The sequence below is a fragment of the Phytohalomonas tamaricis genome, from assembly GCF_003012345.1.
Classification (GTDB): Bacteria; Pseudomonadota; Gammaproteobacteria; order Pseudomonadales; family Halomonadaceae; genus Phytohalomonas; species Phytohalomonas tamaricis.
The window spans coordinates 185149-206481 of record NZ_PVRV01000021.1 but is presented as its reverse complement, the minus strand read 5'-3'; the positions used below and the strand labels follow the sequence as shown (position 1 = coordinate 206481).

Genomic DNA, 21333 nt, shown 5'->3' with positions numbered 1-21333 from the left:
CCGAGCTCACTCCGATGGATGGGGTTTGCTTAGCATAAGACCGAAAGGCTGCCGATGCACTACGCTCATTCATGATTGGCCCATCATCTGTGGCAGCTCTCCTTTTTCCTTGGCCATGTTGAAATGCTGAAAGGCCTGTCTAATATTGGCGCGAAGTTGCTCGTCATCCCAAGGTTTGGTGAGGAATTTGTAAATCGACCCTTGGTTAATGGCATCAGTCACCGATTTCAGATCTGTATATCCGGAGAGTATAATCCGGATGGTATTGGGATAGAGATCCTTGACCCGACTGAAGAAGACCGTGCCATTCATCTCTGGCATGCGCTGGTCAGAAAGGATTACCTGTACATCATTCTTGGCTAGTAGTTCGAAGGCTTCCTGAGCGCTGCTAGCGGTAAGAATCCGGTAGCCTTCGCGGCGTAGCACGCGTGCCAGAGCACGAAGGATATTTTCTTCATCGTCGAGCAAGAGGATAGTTTGGCTGGGCTCTTCTGTATCGTGGCGCAATGTCTTGAAAGCCGGGGTTTTCTGGCGTTCGTGCAGAAAAACCTTGAGCTCCTCGAACGGCATGGGTTCACTAAAGTAGTAGCCCTGGAATATATCGCAATGATTCTTCTGGAGAAAAGCAAACTGTGGTTCCGTCTCAACTCCCTCAGCGATCACTTGAAGATTTAAATGGTGCGCCATGGAAATGATACCCAAAGTGATAGCCGCATCGTGCTGATCACTAATAATCTCTTTAACAAAGGAACGATCAATCTTGATCCTGTCGATAGGTAGACGTTTAAGATAATTTAAACTGGAAAACCCGGTGCCGAAGTCGTCAATAGTGATATGCACACCGAGGTCTTTCAACTTGTGCAGCGTCTGAATAGCACGCTCAGCATTATCTAACAGGATAGTTTCCGTGAGTTCCAGCTCCAGAAAATTAGCATCAAGCTGAGTTTTATCGAGAATACTCTTCACGCTCTCAACGAAGTTAGTCCGTTGAAATTGCAGCGCAGAAATTTTGACGCCGACTGAGCTGCAGATCACCCTTTGACTATTAATAGCCTTGATGTGCTTGCAGGCCGTTTCCAGCATCCAGTAACTGAGAGAAAATATCTGCCCAGTAGCTTCTGCCAGTGGAATAAAATCCGCGGGTGAGATGACGCCTCTTTCAACATGATTCCAGCGCAACAGAGCTTCCATGCCAACTAAACGCTGCCCACGCGTATCGACCTGAGGTTGATAATAAAGCTCGAAGTCCTCAGCTTCAATGGCCTTTTGTAGCTCGTTGCGTAAGGTGAAGCTTCCACTAACCTTCTGATTTAATTCCTTAGTATACCACTGGTAATTATTACGTCCTTGCTTCTTGGCTTTGTACATCGCCAGGTCGGCTTGCTGGATCAAATGCATGGGGTCTTGATCCTTACCATCGCTCACGGTGATGCCAGCACTAGCAGTAATACGTAATTCTATCCCGTCCACATTATAAGGGCGCGCGATATCCGCCATCAGCCGCTCGACTATAAATAAGACATCTTCTTCGCGCGCCAGATCAGGCAACAGTACGACGAACTCATCACTGCCCATGCGGGCAACGGTATCGCCGGGATGAATCTGCTGGCTTAAGCGCCAGGCGACTTCAATAAGAACCTGATCTCCCGCGGCATGACCCATGGAATCATTGATTGGTTTAAAACCATCAATATCGAAAAGCACGACCGCCAGGTTGCAGTTATGGCGTCTTATTAATTGACAACTCTGTTCCAGGCGGTCTTCAAGCAAGGAGCGATTCGGAAGCCCTGTCAGAACATCATGGCTGGCATTGTAAGCCAGCTCTGATTCGAAGCGCTTTTGTTCGGAAATATCATTTTGCACGCTAATATAATGGGAGACTATGCCACTCTCATTGCGAACTGGCGTAATATAAAGTTCATTCCAGAACGGCGAGCCATCCTTACGGAAATTGCGCAGAACAGTATGGACCTCACGCTGCTCCTGCAAACTTGATCGGATTTCCTCGACCCCGGGCTGCTGACAGTCACCATTCTGAAGAAAGCGACTATTTTTTCCGAGTGCTTCTTCTGCTCCATAGCCAGTAATCCGCTCAAAAGCGGGATTGACATAAATGAGAGGCATCTCGGGAGCCAGCGCATCGGCAATCGCTACGCCGTTATAACTTGCCTCAATACTACGCTGTAACAGGCGTAACTGTTTCTCAGCTGCCTTGCGCTCACGAATATCACGCAAGGACAGAAGCTGCATGGCTTCTTCGCCCCACTCGGTTACTGAACACTGTATTTCAACAGCGATCTCACCTTCTTCAGTAGAGATAACCCACTCGAAAAGGTTCTCATCCAAGCAAGGCATCTCGAAGCGTCTCTGCATCAACATCTCGAGAGAAGAGCGAAACAACAGCGTGGCTGCTGGATTGGCATAACGAACCCGGCCTTCTGCATCTAATACCAGCAGTGCATCCCGATTATCCTCCAGAAGCTGATGAAAGGCTTTCTCCTTACGTAATAAGTCAACACGGGATTGGTATATCTCGGTTACGTCGCTCGCCAAAACTAGACGTGATGGCTGATCATTAAAGTGATAATCATGGGCAGTGAGTTCCACGTTTATGTCTCGTCCATCCTTATGCCTCAAGGCCCATATTCCAAGCTTTGATGTCGCAATAGGCTGATCTACCGTTTCATAATGCGCATGAAAATGCTGCATCTCACTAGGAGAAATAACATCTGGAATGGTCATTTGCATGAACTCACACAAAGAATAACCAAGCAGTCTTAATGCCGCCTGATTAACCGCCAGAATAGCCAGCGTCTCCTTGTGATGAATATACATCGGCTCGGGATTGGCTTTGAATAGCAGGCGATAGCGTTGCTCGCTTTCAGCCAAAGCATTGATTGATTGGGTACGGCCATTCGCGTATCGAATACTACGAGCCAGCAAAGAGCTATCGAATTTTCCTTTAACCAAGTAGTCTGAAGCGCCTAGTTCGAGAGCCTTGACATCTAGCTTGTCCTCGTCCTGGCCGGCGAGCAGGATCATGGGAGTACGAATATTCATACATATGGCATGATGTATAAGGTCAAGCCCCGACTCCGCGCCGAGTCGATAATCGATCAATATCAGATCATAGTTTTGGCTGACGACAGCTGCCAGACCTCGCTCATAAGTGTTGACCCAAGCCAGCTCGCAGGACAAGTTTTCAGCTTGACGAAGCAGATCTCGGATGATGATGAAATCATCTTCATCATCCTCGATCAGCAGGATGTTCAGGAAACAATCGGAAATAGTCATCTTCTTGGCGCCACTGTGGACAGTTCAACGATTTCCAACCAATATCGCCCCAGCGTCTTAATAACTTTAAGAAGATCATTAAAACTAACTGGCTTGGTAATGAAGGAATTTACCCCAAGGGTTATAATTTTGGGGAATTTCGTTCTTGCAGGAGGATGTCCATCAGCTTTGATTCCCATCAAAGCCTCGGGACCATCGATCAATGGCGTGTTGATATCCTAGCGCTATTCCCCATCCCCAGCAGGACAATAACTAGAATATTAAAATATGGCTTATAGATAATATGACAGGTGTTCTTGCTTAATCTCCCAGAACCTGCGGGCCAAGCAAACGTAGAATCTCCTCGATAGAGGTCATTCCCTGATGCAGCTTGTCTCGCGCATCATCAAGCATTGTGATCATACCTCTTTTCCTAGCCAGTTCTTCTAGTTGCCAAGGACTAGAGTTCTGAGTAATAGCATTCCGCAGCATGTCATCCATGAGCAGTACTTCCTGAAGCCCTATTCGTCCCTTGTATCCCTGATGACAATGATGACAGCCTCGCCCACGATAGATGCTTATCTTTGGATCGAGAAAATTCGGTCCGAGAAGCTTCACCTGTTCAATGGAAGGGGTAACTTCCTCACGGCAATGCAGACAAAGCCGCCTAGCCAAACGTAGGACAATAATTGCTTGTAGAGTAGAGGCCAACCCATAGGGCTTAATTCCTAAGTCAATCAGGCGAGCAAAGGCCGCAGCCATTGATTGAGCAGGCAAAGTAGAGAGCACCATCCGACCAGAAGAAGCAGCATGAAACGCTGCTTCGGCTACCTTTGCGTCCCGGATTTCTCTGAGAAGGATCACATCCGGATCCTGACGCAGAGTAGCTTGAAAAATACTGGCAAGTCCCGGTCCATTTCGTTCTTGCACCGGCACCTGACCGGCAAGATCGGCATGGAAACTTACCTGATCATCGATAACTACATAGTCCTTTTCTATTGATGCCTCATGTTGCATCAGAGTGTAGAGCATGGTGATCTTGCCACTATCGGCGGGTCCCGCAGCGAGGATGATTCCCTGAGGTTGTTTATTTGCATGAAGTAGACGTTGTACGTTATGTAACGACAGGCTCAACTCCTCTAACGAGCGCATGGTGGCTTGGCGATCTAGCACATGAATGACGATCTTCTCACCATGGACGGTGGGCAGCGTAGTGATACGCAGATCGACAATGCGCATCGGCGTCTTTACTGTAATTTGTCCTTCTTGCGGCTGACGTTGTTCAACAATATCGAGCTCAGCCATCACTTTGATTCGTGATACAACTGACCCCAGCAGGCTTGTAGGAATCTGGATCTTGTCCTGTAACACACCATCGAGACGATAACGCACCGTCACTTTCTTTGTGCGTGGATGAATATGGATAGCGCTGGCGCCGAGGCGTAGAGCCTCAAGAATAATGGCATTGACCAAGCGGATAGCTGGAGGAGCTGCCGAGTTGCTGAGCAACTGCTCCAGGCTTTCTGCATGATTATTTTCATCGAGGATGATCTCGATGCTTTCGTAGGGGTCGTTATTGCCAGTTGTTGCAGTAAGTTCTTCGAACTGATGGCTTGGCTGACCAAGAGTTTCAGCCAGCTTGGTCTGCATCTGACCAACGTCACACAGCAGAGGACGGATATCATAACCGGACATAACGCCCAGCACTTCTATCAGACCTATATCCAGAGGGTCGGTCATAGCTAGATCAAGGCGCTGCCCCACTACGCGTAGTGGTATTACCCATTGTCGCACACACACTGCCTGGGGAATGATCGTTAACAATACTGGGTCGATCTGAACTTCACGCAAATCAATCTCTTCGCACATACGTTCATCGCGAAGCAGTGCATATACCGATTGTAGATCGACCCAATCATGCTGGAGCAAATGATGCATGACCGGCATCTTATGGGCCCGCATTTCTTTGTAAAGCTGCTGAATCTGTCGTGCGTTAAGTAGACCCTTTCTGTATAGCAGCATAGCCAACTGGCTTCGTTTGCCGACATCCAAATCGTGCAGAGGTGTCAGGTCAATAGTGCGTTCGCTGCTCTCCTGTGTCAGGATACGATTGCGCCGCCTCAACTCGTACTGTTCCAGCGCCAGGGCAACGGTCAAGCGTAAATCATCGTCATCCCATGGTTTGAGATTGAAGCGATAGACTGCACCGTCCTTCATCGAGCCCATTACCGCTTCGGTACTGGCGTAGCCGGTAAGCATAATACGTAGCGTTTCGGGCCATTGCTCCCGCACACGACGCAGGAACTCACTGCCATTCATGCCAGACATCATGAAGTCGCTAACAACCAACTCAACCGGTGCGTTTTCCAGTAATGTCAATGCCTCTTCAGCACTATGAGCGAACAACAGCTGGTAGTTCTCACGCTGAAATACTCGCCGCAGCGCAGCCAAGATGCCCGGATCATCGTCCACCAGTAGCAGCCGATAGGGCATTGTCGGTGCTGCAAGAATTGAATTATCTTCAACTGCGGCGGTGTCGACAAACAAAGAAGCATAGCGCTTATCCAAGGTAATTCCTCAGCCTGTCTGAAAACGCAGAGTCACACGAGTACCCTGCCCCAGGCGGCTATACAAACGGACTTCACCTTGGTGGGCCACCAGAATGTCCCTCGTTACGCTCAGTCCTAAACCACTACCAGCACCGACGCTACGCGTGGTGAAAAACGGCTCGAAGACACGCAACAGGATATCTTCGGACATGCCACATCCGTTATCTTCGATATAAACTTCCAATGCACCATCATGCAGTCGACTTTCCACTTGAATGCGCCCCCCCTCATTGAGGGCCTTGGCGGCATTATCGAGAATGTTATAAAACGCCTGGGATAGTTTAGCCGGGTAGCCAGCTAGCTTGGGTAGTTCACCGAGGCGAAGCTCGATGGGTAGTGTATGGTTATGTTCCGCTTGAAGAAGATGACAAGTAGTCATCAGCAGAGCATTCAAATCACAGGTAGCGAAATCGGCCTGATCGATATTTGCGAATGTCCTAAGGTCCGCCACAATGCTAGCGATTCTTTTCACACCACTTTTTGATTCTCCAAGCAGCGCACGAAAATCATCAAGCAGTAAGGCTGGATCGACATTATCAGATAGGCTGGCCTCGATCTCATCAAGATAGTCATCAGCTACGCGCAAGTTACTGCCGATAAAGCCTATCGGCGTATTAATCTCATGTGCAACTCCTGCCGCAAGTTGCCCGACTGCTCGTAGTCGAGCACTTTCGTAGAGCTGATGCTGAGTCTGTTCAATGACTTTGACCTGTTTTTCGACCTGTTGCTGTAATTGCTCGGATAGCGTTTTATAACGCGCCTCTGATGCCAGCAGAGCAGCATGTTTTTGTTGCAGTTCGATATAACTGGCCTCAGTAACATCATGGTGCAGATTGGCCGCTAGGCGATATTTTCCTGCATAGAATAGGATTAACTCAAACAGCCGCGCTGCAGCTTCACTTTGTATCGCCGGCAGTTCCGTACGCAGCCAGCCGAGAGTATCCAGATTAAATTCCAACTGATTAGATGCCTCCTCGGCATTATCAGCCAGTTCAACGCTAGCCCCGCCTAGGGTGCCTAGTAGCTCCAATAGCCGTGTCTGCTGCTGCTGCGACAGGAGAGCATCCAGTTTGAAATCATCTTCTAAATTACTCATCGGACGCCTCGTTAACGGCACTTAGTCGATCGACAAACGTCTGAAATCCAATGGCATGGTTAGCTGCCAGAGAGAATTCACTATCCACGGCTGGATAGAGGCGGCTAAGCAGCTGCTGGAAGCTTTTCACGACACCGTGCCCCTTGAGTGCGCTCGCCAAGGTTATCGGAGCCCACGGAGTAGTAGCCCATCGCGTCTGCAATATGGTTTCGTCAACCGCACTCGGCAGATCACGCTTGTTGAACTGGACGACTAAAGGCAAGTTCTCAATATCTAATCCCACCTTTTGTAGATTGCTTGCCAAGTTGTCGAAAGCGATAGCGTTGTTATCCTGTTGGCTGAGCTGGGAGTCGGCGATAAAGATTACTCCATCGGCACGCGACAGTACCGCTTTTCGGGTGCTGTCATGCTGTACTTGACCAGGTACGGTGTATAATTTCAGACGTAAATCCAATCCCTTCTCGCTTCGCAGGCCAATGGGCAACATGTCGAAGAACAAGGTGCGGTCATCTCGCGTCTCCAGCACCATAAGCTCGCCTTTGCGTTGCGGCATGAGCAGTGTATGCAATTGCATCAAGTTCGTGGTTTTACCACTCAATGCAGGCCCGTAATAGACGATTTTAAGGACAAGCTTGTTCTCAATTGCGTAATAGTTAGCCATGTCTTTTGGGCTCTTCTGACCCTAAAGTTACCAACGTTTCGCCTTCCTTCCTATCCATGCTAATTGCAAATAGAAGGATATTTTCTCGCTGTTTAACCAATTTCTTCATTGTACAAACCTCTTATTACTCGGTTTATTTAGCCTGAGGTTTACGTACATAAAGAGTGTATTTGGCGCCCTCTGCTTCTTCGAAATTAATCAGTTTTTCGATCAACCGCGCATCCAATTCTTTGCCCACACTAAGAAGCAGCGTGCCATTCTTGGCATGTAAATCTCGCACTAGAATCATGCCAGACTTTAAGTGTGAGGTGTCCAGCATGAAGACCGTGTCGTCGGTTAGCGTAGTATCGAGAGCCAACTCGGTGCATAAGTTGACAAACTGCTCGCACAGCTGTGGATCGTAGAGCTTTCCTGCATATTTCTGAATCAGTTGCAGTGCTTCATCGTGACCAAGCTTTCGCTCCAACACCATGCCCTGTTGCAGCTCGACGAAATCTACGGCCAGCCTTAACAGGCGCGCACCATAAGGGATATCGTTTTCTTTCAGCTGGTCTGGAAAACCGCTTCCGTTCCAACGCTCCTGATGATGGCGTATCAGCGTAGCTGCCTCCTGGAGAGGCTCAAGTGTCATCAATAAACCTTCGCCGACTTCCGGGTAACGCCGGTATAGCTCACGCTCTTCTTTATAAAGAAAATCTGCGGGACTATTGAATAAATGGTCTTTCCAAGTCAGCTTGCCGAGATTATAAAGCGCAGCGGCCATGGCTAGGTCTCGGCCTAGCGCTTCGTTCAGCTGATGACGTTGGGCAAAAGCCTTGACTAGCGCCACGACTCTACTATTTGTCTGGCGTTCGGGAGGAAGACGTTGATTGAGCAGCGATGAGAATACTTCAGTGGCCGTAGCATAGCTGCGCCTCAGCTCGGAATAGGCAAGATCAAGCATATCGGCAACTTGCTGCAGCTCTGCCGTCCTTGCCTTTACACGATTTTCAAGATCGGCATTCAGCTCCTGCAGTTGTAGATTCTGCGATAGCGTGAGCCGTTCCAGCCGCTGACGCTCCTGCTCAGAGAACTGGTAAGCGAGTGCCTGACGAATAATTAGACGAAGATCATCGTCATCCCAAGGTTTGCTGAGATAACGGTAGATTTGCCCATCATTGATTGCGCGAATGGTCGTGCTGATATCCGCATAACCAGTAAGCAAAATGCGCAGGCACTCCGGCCAGCGCTGCTGTATCTTGGCGAGTAACGTAGCACCATCCATGCTAGGCATACGGGCATCAGATATTACCAAGTCGATATGTTGCGCTTCCATCAGGCTTAGCGCCTGATCGCCACTGCTCGCTGTCAGCACCGTATAAGGTTCATTCCTGAGCACCCGTCGCAGACTATTAAGGATATTCTCCTCATCATCCACCAATAACAACGTCATGGTTAATGCCATCGGGGACTGCTCGCTCATGGCTGCATCTCATTATCTTGAATGTTATCCGGCATTACTGATTGCCTGATCGGTAACCAGACTCGAAAGCGTGTTCCCTGGCCAATCTCGCTGAAAGCCTTAATACGACCGTGATGTTTCTGAATTATGCTGTACGAAAGTGATAAGCCTAGGCCGGTCCCTTTGCCTACCGGTTTGGTCGTAAAGAAAGGCTCGAAAATGCGGTTAAGCAGATTCGGCGCTATTCCCGTGCCTGTGTCCTCCACCTCAAACCATACCCATCCATCGCCGTGTCCCGTGCGCAGAGTGATACGACCGAACTGTTCGATCGCGTGAGCAGCGTTCACTAACAGATTCATTACTACTTGATTGATCTGAGAGGGAATGCACTCCACTTCGGGTAGCTCGCCGTATTCCTTCGTTACCTCGGCCTTATATTTGAGTTCACTCTTAACCACACTAAGCGTGGTATCGATGCCATGGTGAAGGTCAGCCAGGCGGAACTCATCTTCTTCTATATGCGAGAAATCCTTGAGAGAGGTGATGATCTTCTTAACGCGGTCGAGGCCATCTTCAGATTCATTGATCAACGCCATTATATCGCTACGGATATATTCGTACTCAACGCTGCGCTTGAGTTGGCGCAACTCCTCGATATTCGCCGCATCGTCCACGGCATCGATAATGTGTAGCAGGTCTTGTACATAACTGACCAGGCTCTTCAGGTTAGAGGAGACATAACCGATGGGGTTGTTGATTTCATGAGCGACTCCAGCGGCAAGCTGTCCGATAGCAGCCAGTTTCTCCGATTGAAGCAACTGATCGTTCGCCTTTTTCAGCTTCTCGATCAACTCCTCTTGTTCGGTGCGACTGTTGTCCTGAACGCTAGCCTTTAGTGATTGCAGCGTGTTGGATTTGACTCTATCGGAAGTGCTATAGAGTACCAACGCAAAATTTGGCGTGTTTTCTTCATTGAAGAAAGGAAACAGCAGCCAGCTTTGAAACAAGGAGGCTTGCTCTGGAGGAAGGCCGAAGGGTAGTTGAATTAGACGTCGGGCATTACTCCAAGGCATGTAGATATGCCCACTCTGGCTGCGAGTCTGCTCAATCATTTGTTGGAAATGTGCTGTATCAGCATCGGGAAAAATGCTGTTAAGAGGCTGGCCTTGCGCCTGTTCTAATAACATACCGCTACATTGGGTAATGAAACCATTCCAGTACTGAACTCGTAAATTTTGGTCGAAAATGATAAGACCGAGACCGATACGTTCGACTAACGTGGTTACGAGAGAAATATGAAAGCTGTCCAAGGAATACTCCCAAGGTGACCCAGTTAGTTGTATGTGGGGCAATACTTGTGTGCTCACGTTTGGCTATCACTCGAAGACGAATAAACGATGGCGGGTTATGACAGTAATGACCGAGGTGCACACAGAAGTAATGGTTTTAGTTGCCACCTAGCGCATACCGTTAGACTTCAGGTATTTTCGGCCAGCGCGCTCTACATCTTGAGAGGATGTCGCAAATTGTTTTTAACGACTCATGACGAAACGAATGTCAGCGATCTCGATGACTGGCATCGGCATTATGCATACGCCGGGCAGCATTCTACATTTCCCTTACCAGACAAGAGGCTTCCAGCCGCCTGCAGCAAGCCGGGATTCTCGCCCCTTTTTTCATCGTGTAGGGCCGGAAGGCCTTCGAGCGATGCTATTCCGACAGAACGTACACCGTACGCGCCAGCCTGATTCCAACACACCGTTCGGGCAGTGCATGATGCTCAAACCTAGTCACCCATCTTTTAAAGCGTGGCGACTTTTTCAGCACCGCCTGAAGATCATGATTACTGCCAGCGCCCATCAGATAACTCACTGGCGTGTAAGCCATCAAAGGAATCATTTCTAGAGTACACATTATCGTCATGGGAAGTGCGTGGCTGCAGTGCATAAACAAATCTGATACTGCTGGTACCCAGCTGTGCGGTACTAGGCGGGCTCGAGAATATTACTGTCATCAATCTCCTGCATCCCGAATGAATGAGGTTCGCTTCATGTCGATAGCACTCGAGCCGTCTACTACCTACAAGCATTCCAGGAGATATGAGCGACACAGGAAGGCGCCAGCATGCAACGCATTCCCGGGGCTTCTCGTATCTTGATCTTTATCCCCTCTTCCGAACAGATCATGGCCTTTTAGCATACCAACAGCTATTAAATGGAGAACGCGATGTTCGAAGGATTCCAACTGGAGATGATTGAGCTATCTGAAGTCACATTGCGAGTGTGGTACGGCGTTCCTGGTCATCGACCCTGGTAGGCCATGGTATCGACTGTGGGCATCATATGGTATGGCTGAGGAAGCGCAGGAAATGCTGGCTGGTGCGCTTTTAGAATTTTTCAGCCAGTAACGTCATTACGTTTCGCAAAAAAACATAGCCCCCCGTTCGGGGAAATTCCTTTAAGCCAAGAGGCTCCTCTCCAACTGATCTGATGATGAAAAGTGCTTAGCTAGAGAGAAACTACAAAATAAATCGCCTCGTACCTCACATTACTTTATGTTAATGCATTAATCATTTAATCGGTTGCAACAGATAGACCTCATAAATAACTTGTATTGAGGCCTAATTTGCATTTTAGCATCAAGGTGTCACTCGCGCTGTCATAAAGGTATGACTTGCGGCTTTACCCATATGTAGTTAGTTATACAATAACTTACATCTTTCTCCTTTGACTTTTTAAAGTTCCCCTAGTTAAGAGGGAATCTATGAGACATGTTGATTTATATTAATATAACGGTATAAATATCAATTTACTCGGATACCTCAGTGCCGTTTTGATAAGTAGAGAAGGGTATGGCATGCTTTTGCCATGTCGGTTGGCTAAAGGAAGCTTGATATGAGTGAAACGTACATTCCCCGCAACGATGATGATTTAGCGGTGCCAGCCAATCGATTGGTCGACAGCAATCAGATGGTTCCGAACACTACTATTCAACAAGCACAGGATCGCGCACGTAATCCAGCGCTTGCTTACCTGATGAGCCTACGCTCGGCGCAGAGCCGGGTCACGATGAAGTCTTATTTATCGATTCTGGCCAAGAAACTGGGCTATGACCGACTCGAAGATTGCCCCTGGCAGGATCTAACGCGTCAGCATGTGATGGCCTTGGTTGAAGCACTGCAGATGGATGGACTTGCGCCTAATACCATCAATACCTATCTGGCTGGAGTTAAAGGCGTCGCACTCGAAGCACGCAGTCTCCGGCTCATGGATACCGATAACTTCCTTGATATAAAAGCTGTCAAACGGGTTCGGGGCTACCGGCTACCTAAAGGCCGAGCACTTGAGCGCCATGAGATTGACCGCTTGATTGCCGCTTGCCGCGCCGACTCAGGCAGCAAGGCGATCCGCGACGAAGCGATGCTTAAGGTACTTCTAGGTTGCGGGCTACGCCGCGATGAAGTAGTAAGAATCGACTATCCCGATCATGTTGACTGGCGCAATGATTCACTGCGCATTCGAGGCAAAGGTAACAAGGAACGTCGCGCTTACATGCCTAAAGGCACCGTAAAAGCGCTACGACGCTGGGTTATGGAGGTGCGCGGTGAACAGCCAGGCCCCCTCTTCACTCGAATTCGTCGCCATGACACCCTAACTCTAGCGAAACTCTCCAATCAGGCGGTTTATTTTGTACTTGCTGAACGTTGCTTGGCGGCAGGTATCGAAGAAGTAGCACCACACGATCTACGCCGTACTTTTGCTACGACGATGATGGACGCCGGCGTGGATATCCTGACGCTACAGCGGATGATGGGCCATGCTTCAGTCGAAACGACGAAGCAATATGACAAGCGTGGTGATGATGCCATGCGCCAGGCGACCGATCAGTTTGCGATGTTTTAAACAAATAAGCGGATTAGTGAAGCTGGGTCAATCATAGCTACTTAGCTATAAGCTAGTGCGGCAACAAAGTCCATTACAGGGCTCAGCCATCCTCAATTGAAACCTCCATAAAATGGTTCGTGGCTCCACTCCAGTAGAGCGTGAGCTAGAGTGATGTGACCCATACATTACACTTGAAAAAGGCACATTGAAGCTGCTGACAAAACGCGTCACCAGCTGCTTGAAATAAGGCTTACAACTAACCAGAAGAGCTGGTCTCTAATCCAGTATCTACTATTTTTAAGTGTTCAATCTAAAGAATGGAGGTATCTCAAACCAGCAAAAAACAAACCCAGTTGTTTCGTTATATTAACTCGTTTAACGTATCAGCTGAGATGAATAAAAATAATTAATCTGGCGAGAAACCTTATGAGTTCGATGGTCTTTGTGGTTTCATTGTTTGCGAATCAAATAATCTTGCTAGCCATAGGAATTTTGATAGGCGTCTTTCAGCGCGACCTATTCTCTTTCCGTTGGCTGGTACTAGCAGTCCTGCTATTAACAGCGTCGGACTCGATGCTTTCTGGGTTCTTTGGCGTCATTCCTACTCTAATTCCTAGTGCTCAATGGAACTGGCAAGGTAAGGTGCTGAATTTAATACTCACGCTTATCGTAGCCGCTTTGCCCCGCTTTGGATGGAAGCATGTAGGTTTGACTCTTCAGCAGAAGCCGGGGAGCTTAAAGCCAGCCATTTTCGTCATCTTAGCGAGTACGCTTGCTATCCTCATTTTTAACTTAATAACTCCAGTCAGTTTCGAGGGCGCTGATGCAGAAACTTTAGCCTTCCAGCTCCTTATGCCCGGCATAGATGAAGAACCTGTCTATCGGGGGATATTGCTGGTTATGCTTGGTCGTGCATTTTGTGCTAGACGTCAATTTTTAGGTGTAGCTTGGGGATGGGGAGCAACTCTGTCCTCGCTGATGTTTGGGTTAGTACATGCCCTATCTTTCTCCGAAGGGAAGGTTTTCTTTGATATTACTACTATGGCGATAATAACCGGCATCGCCCTTATACTTGTCTGGTTGCGCTTATATACGGGAAGTTTGCTACTCCCCATTATCCTCCACAATCTCATAAATACTATAGGAGTGATACTTGCTTTTCTTGAATGATCGGCCTCCTAAAATAACTTGATATTACCGAAAAAAGCTAAGGTGTATAGCCTCAAGAAATAATTTATATGGCTCGCTTGTCAGGCAGCGGCATATTGTAATTTGCTATCATAAACATACACAGTTCGTGCTATCTCTCTCCGCATAAACTTAGAGGATTTTTCGCATATCTCGATCAAATCTCGGTTGCTAGATGCCTATTATTTATGCATCTCAATTTAACGTTGGTGGCCAGATTTTAAGGTTGTGTCTCGGTACTGCCATTTATTACAGAATTAATATTTTATGTTTTACATGGTAAATTACTACTGTATTTTTATATTTACGCTAATGGTATTGACTCCCTTAAACAATGGAAAATGTTAGCCGATAACTTCTAAATGGCCCCTGCAAGAGGCTTCCTCTCATCGACACGATGGAATTTCAATGATAACCAGTTTGTCGTCCTACACCGCCTTTCAAGTAATCAGCAGCACCTCACAAGCCGCCAGGACTTTCTCCTCAAGCGGACATGCGGCTGCTAAAGACGACTCCTCTAACATGTTGGCTAGCAGCCAACAGGTGATCTCAGAGCTTGCCCAAGAACTTGCATCGAATAAGGAAGCCTCCCGCTCGGAAGACTTACGGACCAAGCGCTTGAATGAGGCATTAGAAGGCCTACAACGCCTCCAGGACATGCCGAAGCAGACGAAAGAGAATAAGGTGGGTCTTCAACGCCAGCGGCTTGAGATGCTGAAGATGCTACTTCTCTTTGCGTCCCCCAAGCAGGCAAACGCCATTGCTAAAGAGCTGAAGAGTATTGCCAAGGATCTGGTCACTGCCAGCAAAAGCCTTGGGGGTAGCAGCGGTAACAGCCTACCAAGCACCGCCGACCTTGAAATAGACGTAGCTAGTGTGGCAAAGATTGAAGGCCAGAAGGACACTGAAGTTCAATCGGGCACGGTTGAGATAGGAATTGCAGCGCTGAAAACCCAGGAATCTGGCTCAGTAGCCTCTGTATCGGACATGCAAATAGATTCAACGACGCGATCCGCGGTTATCAAAGACGATACCTCGACTCCAACAACCTTTAACGGAGCAGCAGCGCCTGCTAGCAATGACAGTACTCCCCTCCTTGCCAGCGAGCCTATTGAAACGCATTCAATATCAGCACCCACTGATGATGACGCTACATTACGATACTTGTTGGAAGAAGCGCAGAAACTTATGAAAGAAGTCATTAACGCATTGAAGGCGAAACTAGCTGAGGGTGATAAGGAAGCCAAGGGGGCGTTGGCCGATGTCGAAAAGAACCTGGATAAACTGCATGGCAATTTATCACGAAACGCTGAGGATTCCCTTTATACGGCGCTGGGGAGCCTACTTTCCACTGCATCAGGAGCATCTGCTGCCGTCTCGGTTTCAGTGAGCCCAAAGATCAACATTACCGTTTAAATGGAGTGGAAAACTTTGCCTAGTACCCATGCAGGTGAAGGATAGCAAAGTTGATTGAATTCATAAGCGATCCACTTGAGGGTTTATCGCCAGCTTGCTCGTCCAACGTACGGCACTTCCCCAGTGAGGCGAGCCTCAAGCACGAACAGTGATACCTAAGCCGACGCTACATGCGAGATACCTATCGAGGCCCAAAATCCACTGTTTAGGGTAACGGTACGATCAGCGCGTATAGTTTGATTACGGTGCAAATGCCAACGTGTGATATATCGATAGTCCTGCCATAGCCTCATTCCCGACCGCTAGAGTGACCAATCCCGCAGCAAGGGTAACGTCATCGAAGCAAAAGTGCTTGGCTCTGATGTCGCCTTCATCGCACCGATCCTGACCACGCTGCCCATAGCGAGGTACTTGCCAGCTTGAGAATCAAACACGCAAAAGCACCAAGGCCCGCATAAACGGGCCTTGGTGCTCGAAGCCTTACGGCTCGAAAACGCAGACTAACTGTAAGTTAGGCGGGTTGGATATTAGCGGCCTGAAGGCCTTTCTTGCCCTGGGTTACGTCAAAAGAAACCTGCTGACCTTCCTGCAGGGATTTGAAGCCTTCAGCCTTAATTTCGGAGAAATGGGCAAACAAGTCGTCGCCGCCGTCAGCAGGAGAAATGAAGCCGAAACCTTTAGCGTCGTTAAACCACTTAACTGTGCCAGTTGTCATATTTGATATCCTTGCGCACGAAGCGCTATATAAAAGTTGCCGGGTACTACCCCAGATATAGTGGGAAAAACAAGGGGGATATAACCAGGCTACCGAAGGACTCGAGTACAACTGACGATATGCGACTTGCTAACCAACTGAAGTCATCATGTCATGCTTTTCCCGACACTGTCAAACAAAATACTAGTATAAAGATAACAAAGGCGTCCTGACGGCTTTACAATTATGAATTGCAGATATTAAGCACTATATCCCCTATTTCATTAATACACGCGACCCCAAAAGATTTCTGTCAGCGGGCAACAGGAAACGCAATATACTTTATCGTTCGAGGAACAGAGCTGTGTCAAAAACCATTACTCCTGCCGGATTCGGTAATCGTCAGCAAGGCCGGCACACATAACGAGATCGCTGCTGAAGGCCAGTATATCGCGGACATCGAAGCCGATCGGCGTGAACCCCGCCGTGTTGGCACCGCGGGTGACATATTTGTCACCAGGCTTCTTGCTGGGATGCTGCCATCAAGAATCCGCTCGAAGCCTTGGCTCTGCCCGAGAGGATCGACGAGCTGACGACATACGAATTCACCCGTGTGCTCACCGATCTTGCAACCGTATTCATCGAAAATCGCAATCGACGCGCGCTTGACGAAAACTTCACAGCTACAGACACTGCAAGTCCGCCAACAATATCCCCTTCGTGTTTAGATAGGGCATGGTTAGCACGTTTACGTGTGGGGCAGGTACCGACATTAGAATTGCTCTCATCCAACAGGCTTATCTAGCCATTGAATAAGCGGCACATCTGCGAAGATAGGTAAACTTTCCTTAGATTTTTGTGGCTGTGGTTTGTGATCATACAGGCAACGTTGACAGCCGATGCTACAGGGTCCCTTTCGGAGCATCTCTCACCAAATGGTTGCCTTCATAGATCAAATCGTTGTTTTACGACCGGCGCTCCTTGCTGACCACACAGAACCTTCTAGTCCCAGCTCCGCGAACTGGTCAAGCGTTTTGCTCTTGCCGATGGAAAACGGTGCTGGACGACCCACCTCATCCTTTTTGGACTGCAGCTGCTGGCAGAGCTTCAATAGCTCAGCCCCCTATCGACTTCGGTTACGAATGCTTCTGCCATCATCTTTTTCTCAATCTTGCCCATTAGAGACCTGTGTCCGCCAGCAGGCAGCTCGTGCTGCCATGCCGTCTCGCCGGTATCGATATCAATGGCGCGGATCAGATCATCGGTTGCCGCAGCAATAAAGATCAATCCGCCTGCGGTGACCACCGAACCGCCGTTGTTGGGTGTGCCAATCTTCAGCGGCAGATAGGTCGGAATGCCAAAGGAGCCATTCTTGCGGGCGGTACCCAGAGGAACGTCCCATAGCCCTTCCCGGGTATTCATGTCGATAGCCATAATGCCGCCATAAGGTGGCTGGTTGCATAACACATCAGTTGGGTTGCGCCAGCCAGCATTAATATCCACGCCATAAGGCGTGCCCGCCTGAGGCGCGGCACCATGCGAGTCGGAGGAGCCGCCCGGTGCCCCTAGCGGAGCCAGGCCGTGTTCTTCGGCCTGCTCGCGTGTCAGCAATTGTGAATAGTTGACCGTATCGCTATAGTTAGCGACCAGGATATTGCGTTGAGTATCCACCGAAGCGCTACCCCAATCGTTGCCGCCGTAGTAACCGGGATATTCGATCCATGGCTTCTCAAGGCTCGGTGGCGTAATGTGCGCGAATCTCGGGCCCTAAGGATCAGCTACAGTGCGCAGCATGGCGCATTGATCGTCGAATAGACTCATGGTGTTATTCCCAAGTGGCCGGCCAGCAGTTTAGCAGCGAGTTGGCTTTCGCGGGGCTGGCCAATACGGATAGCATCTAGCAAGGCTAGCATGGCGTACATGTCAGGATCGCGGCGTACTGCATGGGGCGCGCTATTGAACAGAGGTTCGATAGCTTGCCCTTTAGTGTTGCCACGAGCATCTGGCCACACAAGCGGCCATTCGCCTGCACTGAACAAGCGATTGTCTAACACAGGTGCAGCGAAAGCAGTAGCAATGCCGCGGGTGATCTCGCTAGGCCGGGTGGGGTAGACATAGCGCAGACCATGGACGATAAAATTATAGAGCGCTTGGGTATTCGTGCGAGGTAAACCGGTTTTACGATCCTTCCGGATCAATCCGATTTCCATACAACGATTCAAAGAAAGGCTGACTTGGCTTTTGCTAATGCCAGTCTCTAAGGCTAGAGACCTCACACTGTAACGGGCACGCCATTGGTCATTCAAGGAAGAGCTGGGTACCCCTTGGTGTGAGAGATTATCCTCGTCATCTTTTATCCAGTCCCGCCAATCATTCGGCATCGTAGCCAAAGCCCTACTGGAGAGCCAGTAATGGTCATTGGCTTCTCTGTTCTTGAGTGATACCACCAGCTGCAGCAGCACACCAATATCTTGACTTTTCATGTGCCCCCTAGTCCTGTGTCCTAGGACATAGGACATAGGACATAGGACATAGGACATAGGACATAGGACATAGGACATAGGACATAGGACATAGGACAGATAACATGCGTAGGAATTTATAAGTCAAGAACATATGGGGCGCCAACGATTTTATTTTGCAGGAGAGGTGACATCAGCCTGGGCCAGCCACATCGCGACAATGCTGCCTGGCAGAGCAAGATTGCCACTTTGGACGACGCGATGGGAGGAGCTACCAGCATTCACAATTCGTTGATGAGCATCACTGTAGGATCTAACGAGGTTGATCTTGCGCACGAATTCTTCATGGAACTTAATTCTCGCGTGGGCATTTTAATAAATATATTCATATACAATATATGTTTGAAGAACCCGTGGCTTCACTCGTTTAATACTGACTGGTCCGCAAACACTGTAGTTAACCGTTTACCGGCAGGATCGGCGATATATGTAGAGGGGATAAGTAATAATTTTATTATATGTAAATTGATTGTTATTTATTATAAATGAAATTTTAAATACGAGTAGTTGAAATTATTAATAAACATTTATTATAAATACCGTGATTTCTTAGTTTGCCTAGTTTAAATTTTGACCTCCCACTGGAGGTAATCATAAAAAATATTAACACTCAATTAATTCTAAAATCATCCCTGGCGCTTATTATATACACGCTGCTACTGTTTTTATTTATGCGCATGATTTTTAAGGTTTTTTTACCAATTGCCGCGAAACATTTACTACATTAGAGTATTAACGACGGGGATATTGATCGCGTATAACCGATACCGCGAGGAACTCCGGGGCAATTGTTGGCCTGTATAGTAATGTTTCTAGCGGTGCAATTGGCGGCGCTGACTATCGCACCACTAAGCATCCTACTGGTGGCGCCGGCCACCTACCCTCCGATACGGTGGTACGTTGATCGGCACTGGCGATAACGCGAGCGGCTAGCACTCCGGAGAGGCTCCGGAGTGCTAAAAATCTGAGCTAGTCATCCGATGGGACTGTACCAGCGCTGCGCTGTATGGATTCCCGGAACTCAAACCGTTCGCCATGGATTGCCTCGTTCTTGAAGCTGTGAGCAAGCTCTCGGCACAGGCATTATCGTAGCACATGACCTTGGCGCCCATGCTGCACTTGAGGTTGTGCCAGGTCAGCACATCAAAGTTGCCTCCCTGCCATGGGCCACCTCGTCTCAGTGTACTGCCTTAACGGGGTATCCACTGTTGCTGGGCAAGATTCATAAATTGCCTATTGTCAGGCGTGACCATATATACTAGCGACACTGTAAGCGCTTAGGCGAGCGAGAGCTCATCTTACGACTCAGGCCCCTTTCGCGACCCTCTCTTCAGGGCGGGAGCAGTCAATTTTAACTCAGTTTGAGCATATAATCCGGCACTTCTGGCTCAGGAAAAACCGACATTGCTTTTATCCTTGCCAGAGTCCTCTCACTAGCTCGCTCAAGATGAGTCTGTAAACTAACGACTGCTGCATCAACTTGGCCATCCAATAATAATTCGAGTACCAAACGATGTTCACGCAACGACGCATCGTCTGGCCATATTCCCAGTGTGCCATAAAATAGCCGATTAATTGTAAGGGGCATTTGTACCTGACGAATCGAGGCTAGCATGCGGCGATTGGGGGAGGCAGCCAGACACTGTTGATGCAAGCTATCTTCAATCTGATCGAGCATGGCAAGATCAAAGTGCTCCGTCTGACGTAGCTGCTCAATGTCCTTTAACATTCGCCATAACATGTTTTGCGACAGAAAAGGTGCCGCCTGACGTAAAGCTTGCGGCTCAAGCAAACATCTCATTTCATAGTCTTCTTTGACTTCCTTCGCTGTAAGCGGCCCGGTAGTCCACTGCGAATATGGCACCTTTTCGACTAGGCCACGATCATGTAGACGCATCAGGGCTTCACGTACAGAATGACGGCTGACCTCGTAGAATTCGCAGGCTCGCTGCTCATTGACCTGATAATGCCCAAATACCATACAGGTCGAGAGGACATTGGCAATTTCACTATAAATGCGTTCACCTGCGGAACGCATATCTATCAACGGCTCAGCCTTCTCAAGGCCCAGCATGGCCCGGGTGATGGCGCGACGCTGCGGCACATTATCCTGTACTGCACCAGAGACTAGATAACCACGCCCCTCGAAGCGAACAATCAGCCCCTCTTCGAACAGCATGTCGAGCGCCTTTCTTACAGGGGCACGACTGGTTCCAAACAATATAGCCAAAGGCTGCTCCAGTAGCACGAGCCCAGCTTCAATCGAGCCACAAGCGATCGCTTCTTTGATGACATGAAAGATGACTGCATAACGAGCATTACGAGGCTCCTCGCCTGGTTTTAAAGGACGAGCCTTCATGGTGACGCTAACTCCACGGCAGGTCTGAAAAATAAGAATTGTGATGATAACCCAAACGAGTTTTGTAAAGTCATGTAATTGTATTTTTTTACACAATATACGACTTATAACTGTTCCGCTTCTATACCTTTCAGCCTATTAACCTATATAAAAGCCCAGCAAACCTTAAATTTTGTGATTTAGCTTATTC

At 48.5% G+C, this 21333-nt stretch carries 13 protein-coding genes and 1 pseudogene; 3 read left to right on the top strand and 11 right to left on the bottom strand.

Going from position 1 to position 21333, the window contains the following annotated elements; genetic code table 11:
• Positions 1-69 precede the first annotated feature (69 nt).
• From C3Z11_RS10695 to C3Z11_RS10670, 6 genes are all read right to left on the bottom strand, one after another.
• Positions 70-3294: an EAL domain-containing protein gene (locus C3Z11_RS10695; protein WP_106477943.1), complete on the bottom strand. Its 3225-nt coding sequence runs from the start codon at positions 3292-3294 to the stop codon at positions 70-72.
• 300 nt (positions 3295-3594) lie between these two features.
• Positions 3595-5841 (bottom strand): ATPase, T2SS/T4P/T4SS family, encoded by a 2247-nt coding sequence (locus C3Z11_RS10690; protein ID WP_106477942.1) that lies wholly within the window; start codon positions 5839-5841, stop codon positions 3595-3597.
• Between the two features lie 9 nt (positions 5842-5850).
• The gene (locus C3Z11_RS10685; RefSeq protein ID WP_106477941.1) at positions 5851-6978 is read right to left on the bottom strand and encodes a sensor histidine kinase; all 1128 of its coding nucleotides are present in this window, start codon (positions 6976-6978) and stop codon (positions 5851-5853) included.
• Positions 6971-7639 carry a GTP-binding protein gene (locus C3Z11_RS10680; RefSeq protein ID WP_106477940.1) on the bottom strand — a complete coding sequence of 223 codons (669 nt, stop codon included), beginning with the start codon at positions 7637-7639 and terminating at the stop codon, positions 6971-6973. Before C3Z11_RS10680 ends, C3Z11_RS10685 begins: the two co-directional genes overlap by 8 nt.
• Positions 7640-7772: 133 nt before the next feature.
• Positions 7773-9101: an HD domain-containing phosphohydrolase gene (locus tag C3Z11_RS10675; RefSeq protein WP_106477939.1), complete on the bottom strand. Its 1329-nt coding sequence runs from the start codon at positions 9099-9101 to the stop codon at positions 7773-7775.
• Positions 9098-10390 (bottom strand): ATP-binding protein, encoded by a 1293-nt coding sequence (locus C3Z11_RS10670; RefSeq protein ID WP_158701003.1) that lies wholly within the window; start codon positions 10388-10390, stop codon positions 9098-9100. Before C3Z11_RS10670 ends, C3Z11_RS10675 begins: the two co-directional genes overlap by 4 nt.
• Positions 10391-11974: 1584 nt before the next feature.
• Between C3Z11_RS10670 and C3Z11_RS10665 the strand changes: the two genes are divergently transcribed.
• The 3 genes from C3Z11_RS10665 (at position 11975) to C3Z11_RS10655 (ending at position 15568) form a co-directional block, all read left to right on the top strand.
• A complete protein-coding gene (locus C3Z11_RS10665; protein WP_262927358.1) occupies positions 11975-12982 on the top strand; it encodes a tyrosine-type recombinase/integrase in 1008 nt (335 codons plus the stop codon).
• A gap of 408 nt (positions 12983-13390) precedes the next feature.
• Complete coding sequence (locus C3Z11_RS10660; RefSeq protein ID WP_262927357.1) at positions 13391-14134, top strand: CPBP family intramembrane glutamic endopeptidase, BDIM_20840 family; 744 nt, start codon at positions 13391-13393, stop codon at positions 14132-14134.
• 426 nt (positions 14135-14560) lie between these two features.
• Positions 14561-15568 carry a hypothetical protein gene (locus C3Z11_RS10655; protein ID WP_106477937.1) on the top strand — a complete coding sequence of 336 codons (1008 nt, stop codon included), beginning with the start codon at positions 14561-14563 and terminating at the stop codon, positions 15566-15568.
• A 511-nt stretch (positions 15569-16079) separates the two neighbouring features.
• On the opposite strand, the gene C3Z11_RS10650 is transcribed toward C3Z11_RS10655, so the two are convergent.
• The 5 genes and pseudogenes from C3Z11_RS10650 to C3Z11_RS10635 all read right to left on the bottom strand — a co-directional run bounded on the left by C3Z11_RS10650 (position 16080) and on the right by C3Z11_RS10635 (position 21239).
• On the bottom strand, positions 16080-16283 hold the full coding sequence (locus C3Z11_RS10650) for a cold-shock protein (RefSeq protein ID WP_106477936.1): 204 nt from the start codon (positions 16281-16283) through the stop codon (positions 16080-16082).
• Positions 16284-17369: 1086 nt separating this feature from the next.
• Complete coding sequence (locus C3Z11_RS10645; protein ID WP_449577917.1) at positions 17370-18011, bottom strand: hypothetical protein; 642 nt, start codon at positions 18009-18011, stop codon at positions 17370-17372.
• A gap of 68 nt (positions 18012-18079) precedes the next feature.
• Positions 18080-18745, bottom strand: coding sequence for a hypothetical protein (locus C3Z11_RS10640; protein ID WP_106477934.1), 666 nt, complete (start codon positions 18743-18745; stop codon positions 18080-18082).
• Between the two features lie 1035 nt (positions 18746-19780).
• Positions 19781-19914: pseudogene (locus C3Z11_RS17090) on the bottom strand (IS3 family transposase); the annotation flags it as partial.
• Positions 19915-20135: 221 nt separating this feature from the next.
• Entirely contained in the window at positions 20136-21239 is a 1104-nt protein-coding gene (locus C3Z11_RS10635) for a GntR family transcriptional regulator (RefSeq protein ID WP_262927356.1), read from the bottom strand.
• Positions 21240-21333: the final 94 nt, after the last annotated feature.

Coding starts and splice junctions, on each gene's coding strand:
- C3Z11_RS10685 (WP_106477941.1), bottom strand. CDS start 6,978: ATGAGTAATTTAGAAGATGATTTCAAACTGGATGCTCTCCTGTCGCAG.
- C3Z11_RS10680 (WP_106477940.1), bottom strand. CDS start 7,639: ATGGCTAACTATTACGCAATTGAGAACAAGCTTGTCCTTAAAATCGTC.
- C3Z11_RS10675 (WP_106477939.1), bottom strand. CDS start 9,101: ATGAGCGAGCAGTCCCCGATGGCATTAACCATGACGTTGTTATTGGTG.
- C3Z11_RS10660 (WP_262927357.1), top strand. CDS start 13,391: ATGAGTTCGATGGTCTTTGTGGTTTCATTGTTTGCGAATCAAATAATC.
- C3Z11_RS10655 (WP_106477937.1), top strand. CDS start 14,561: ATGATAACCAGTTTGTCGTCCTACACCGCCTTTCAAGTAATCAGCAGC.
- C3Z11_RS10650 (WP_106477936.1), bottom strand. CDS start 16,283: ATGACAACTGGCACAGTTAAGTGGTTTAACGACGCTAAAGGTTTCGGC.
- C3Z11_RS10640 (WP_106477934.1), bottom strand. CDS start 18,745: ATGAAAAGTCAAGATATTGGTGTGCTGCTGCAGCTGGTGGTATCACTC.
- C3Z11_RS10665 (WP_262927358.1), top strand. CDS start 11,975: ATGAGTGAAACGTACATTCCCCGCAACGATGATGATTTAGCGGTGCCA.
- C3Z11_RS10695 (WP_106477943.1), bottom strand. CDS start 3,294: ATGACTATTTCCGATTGTTTCCTGAACATCCTGCTGATCGAGGATGAT.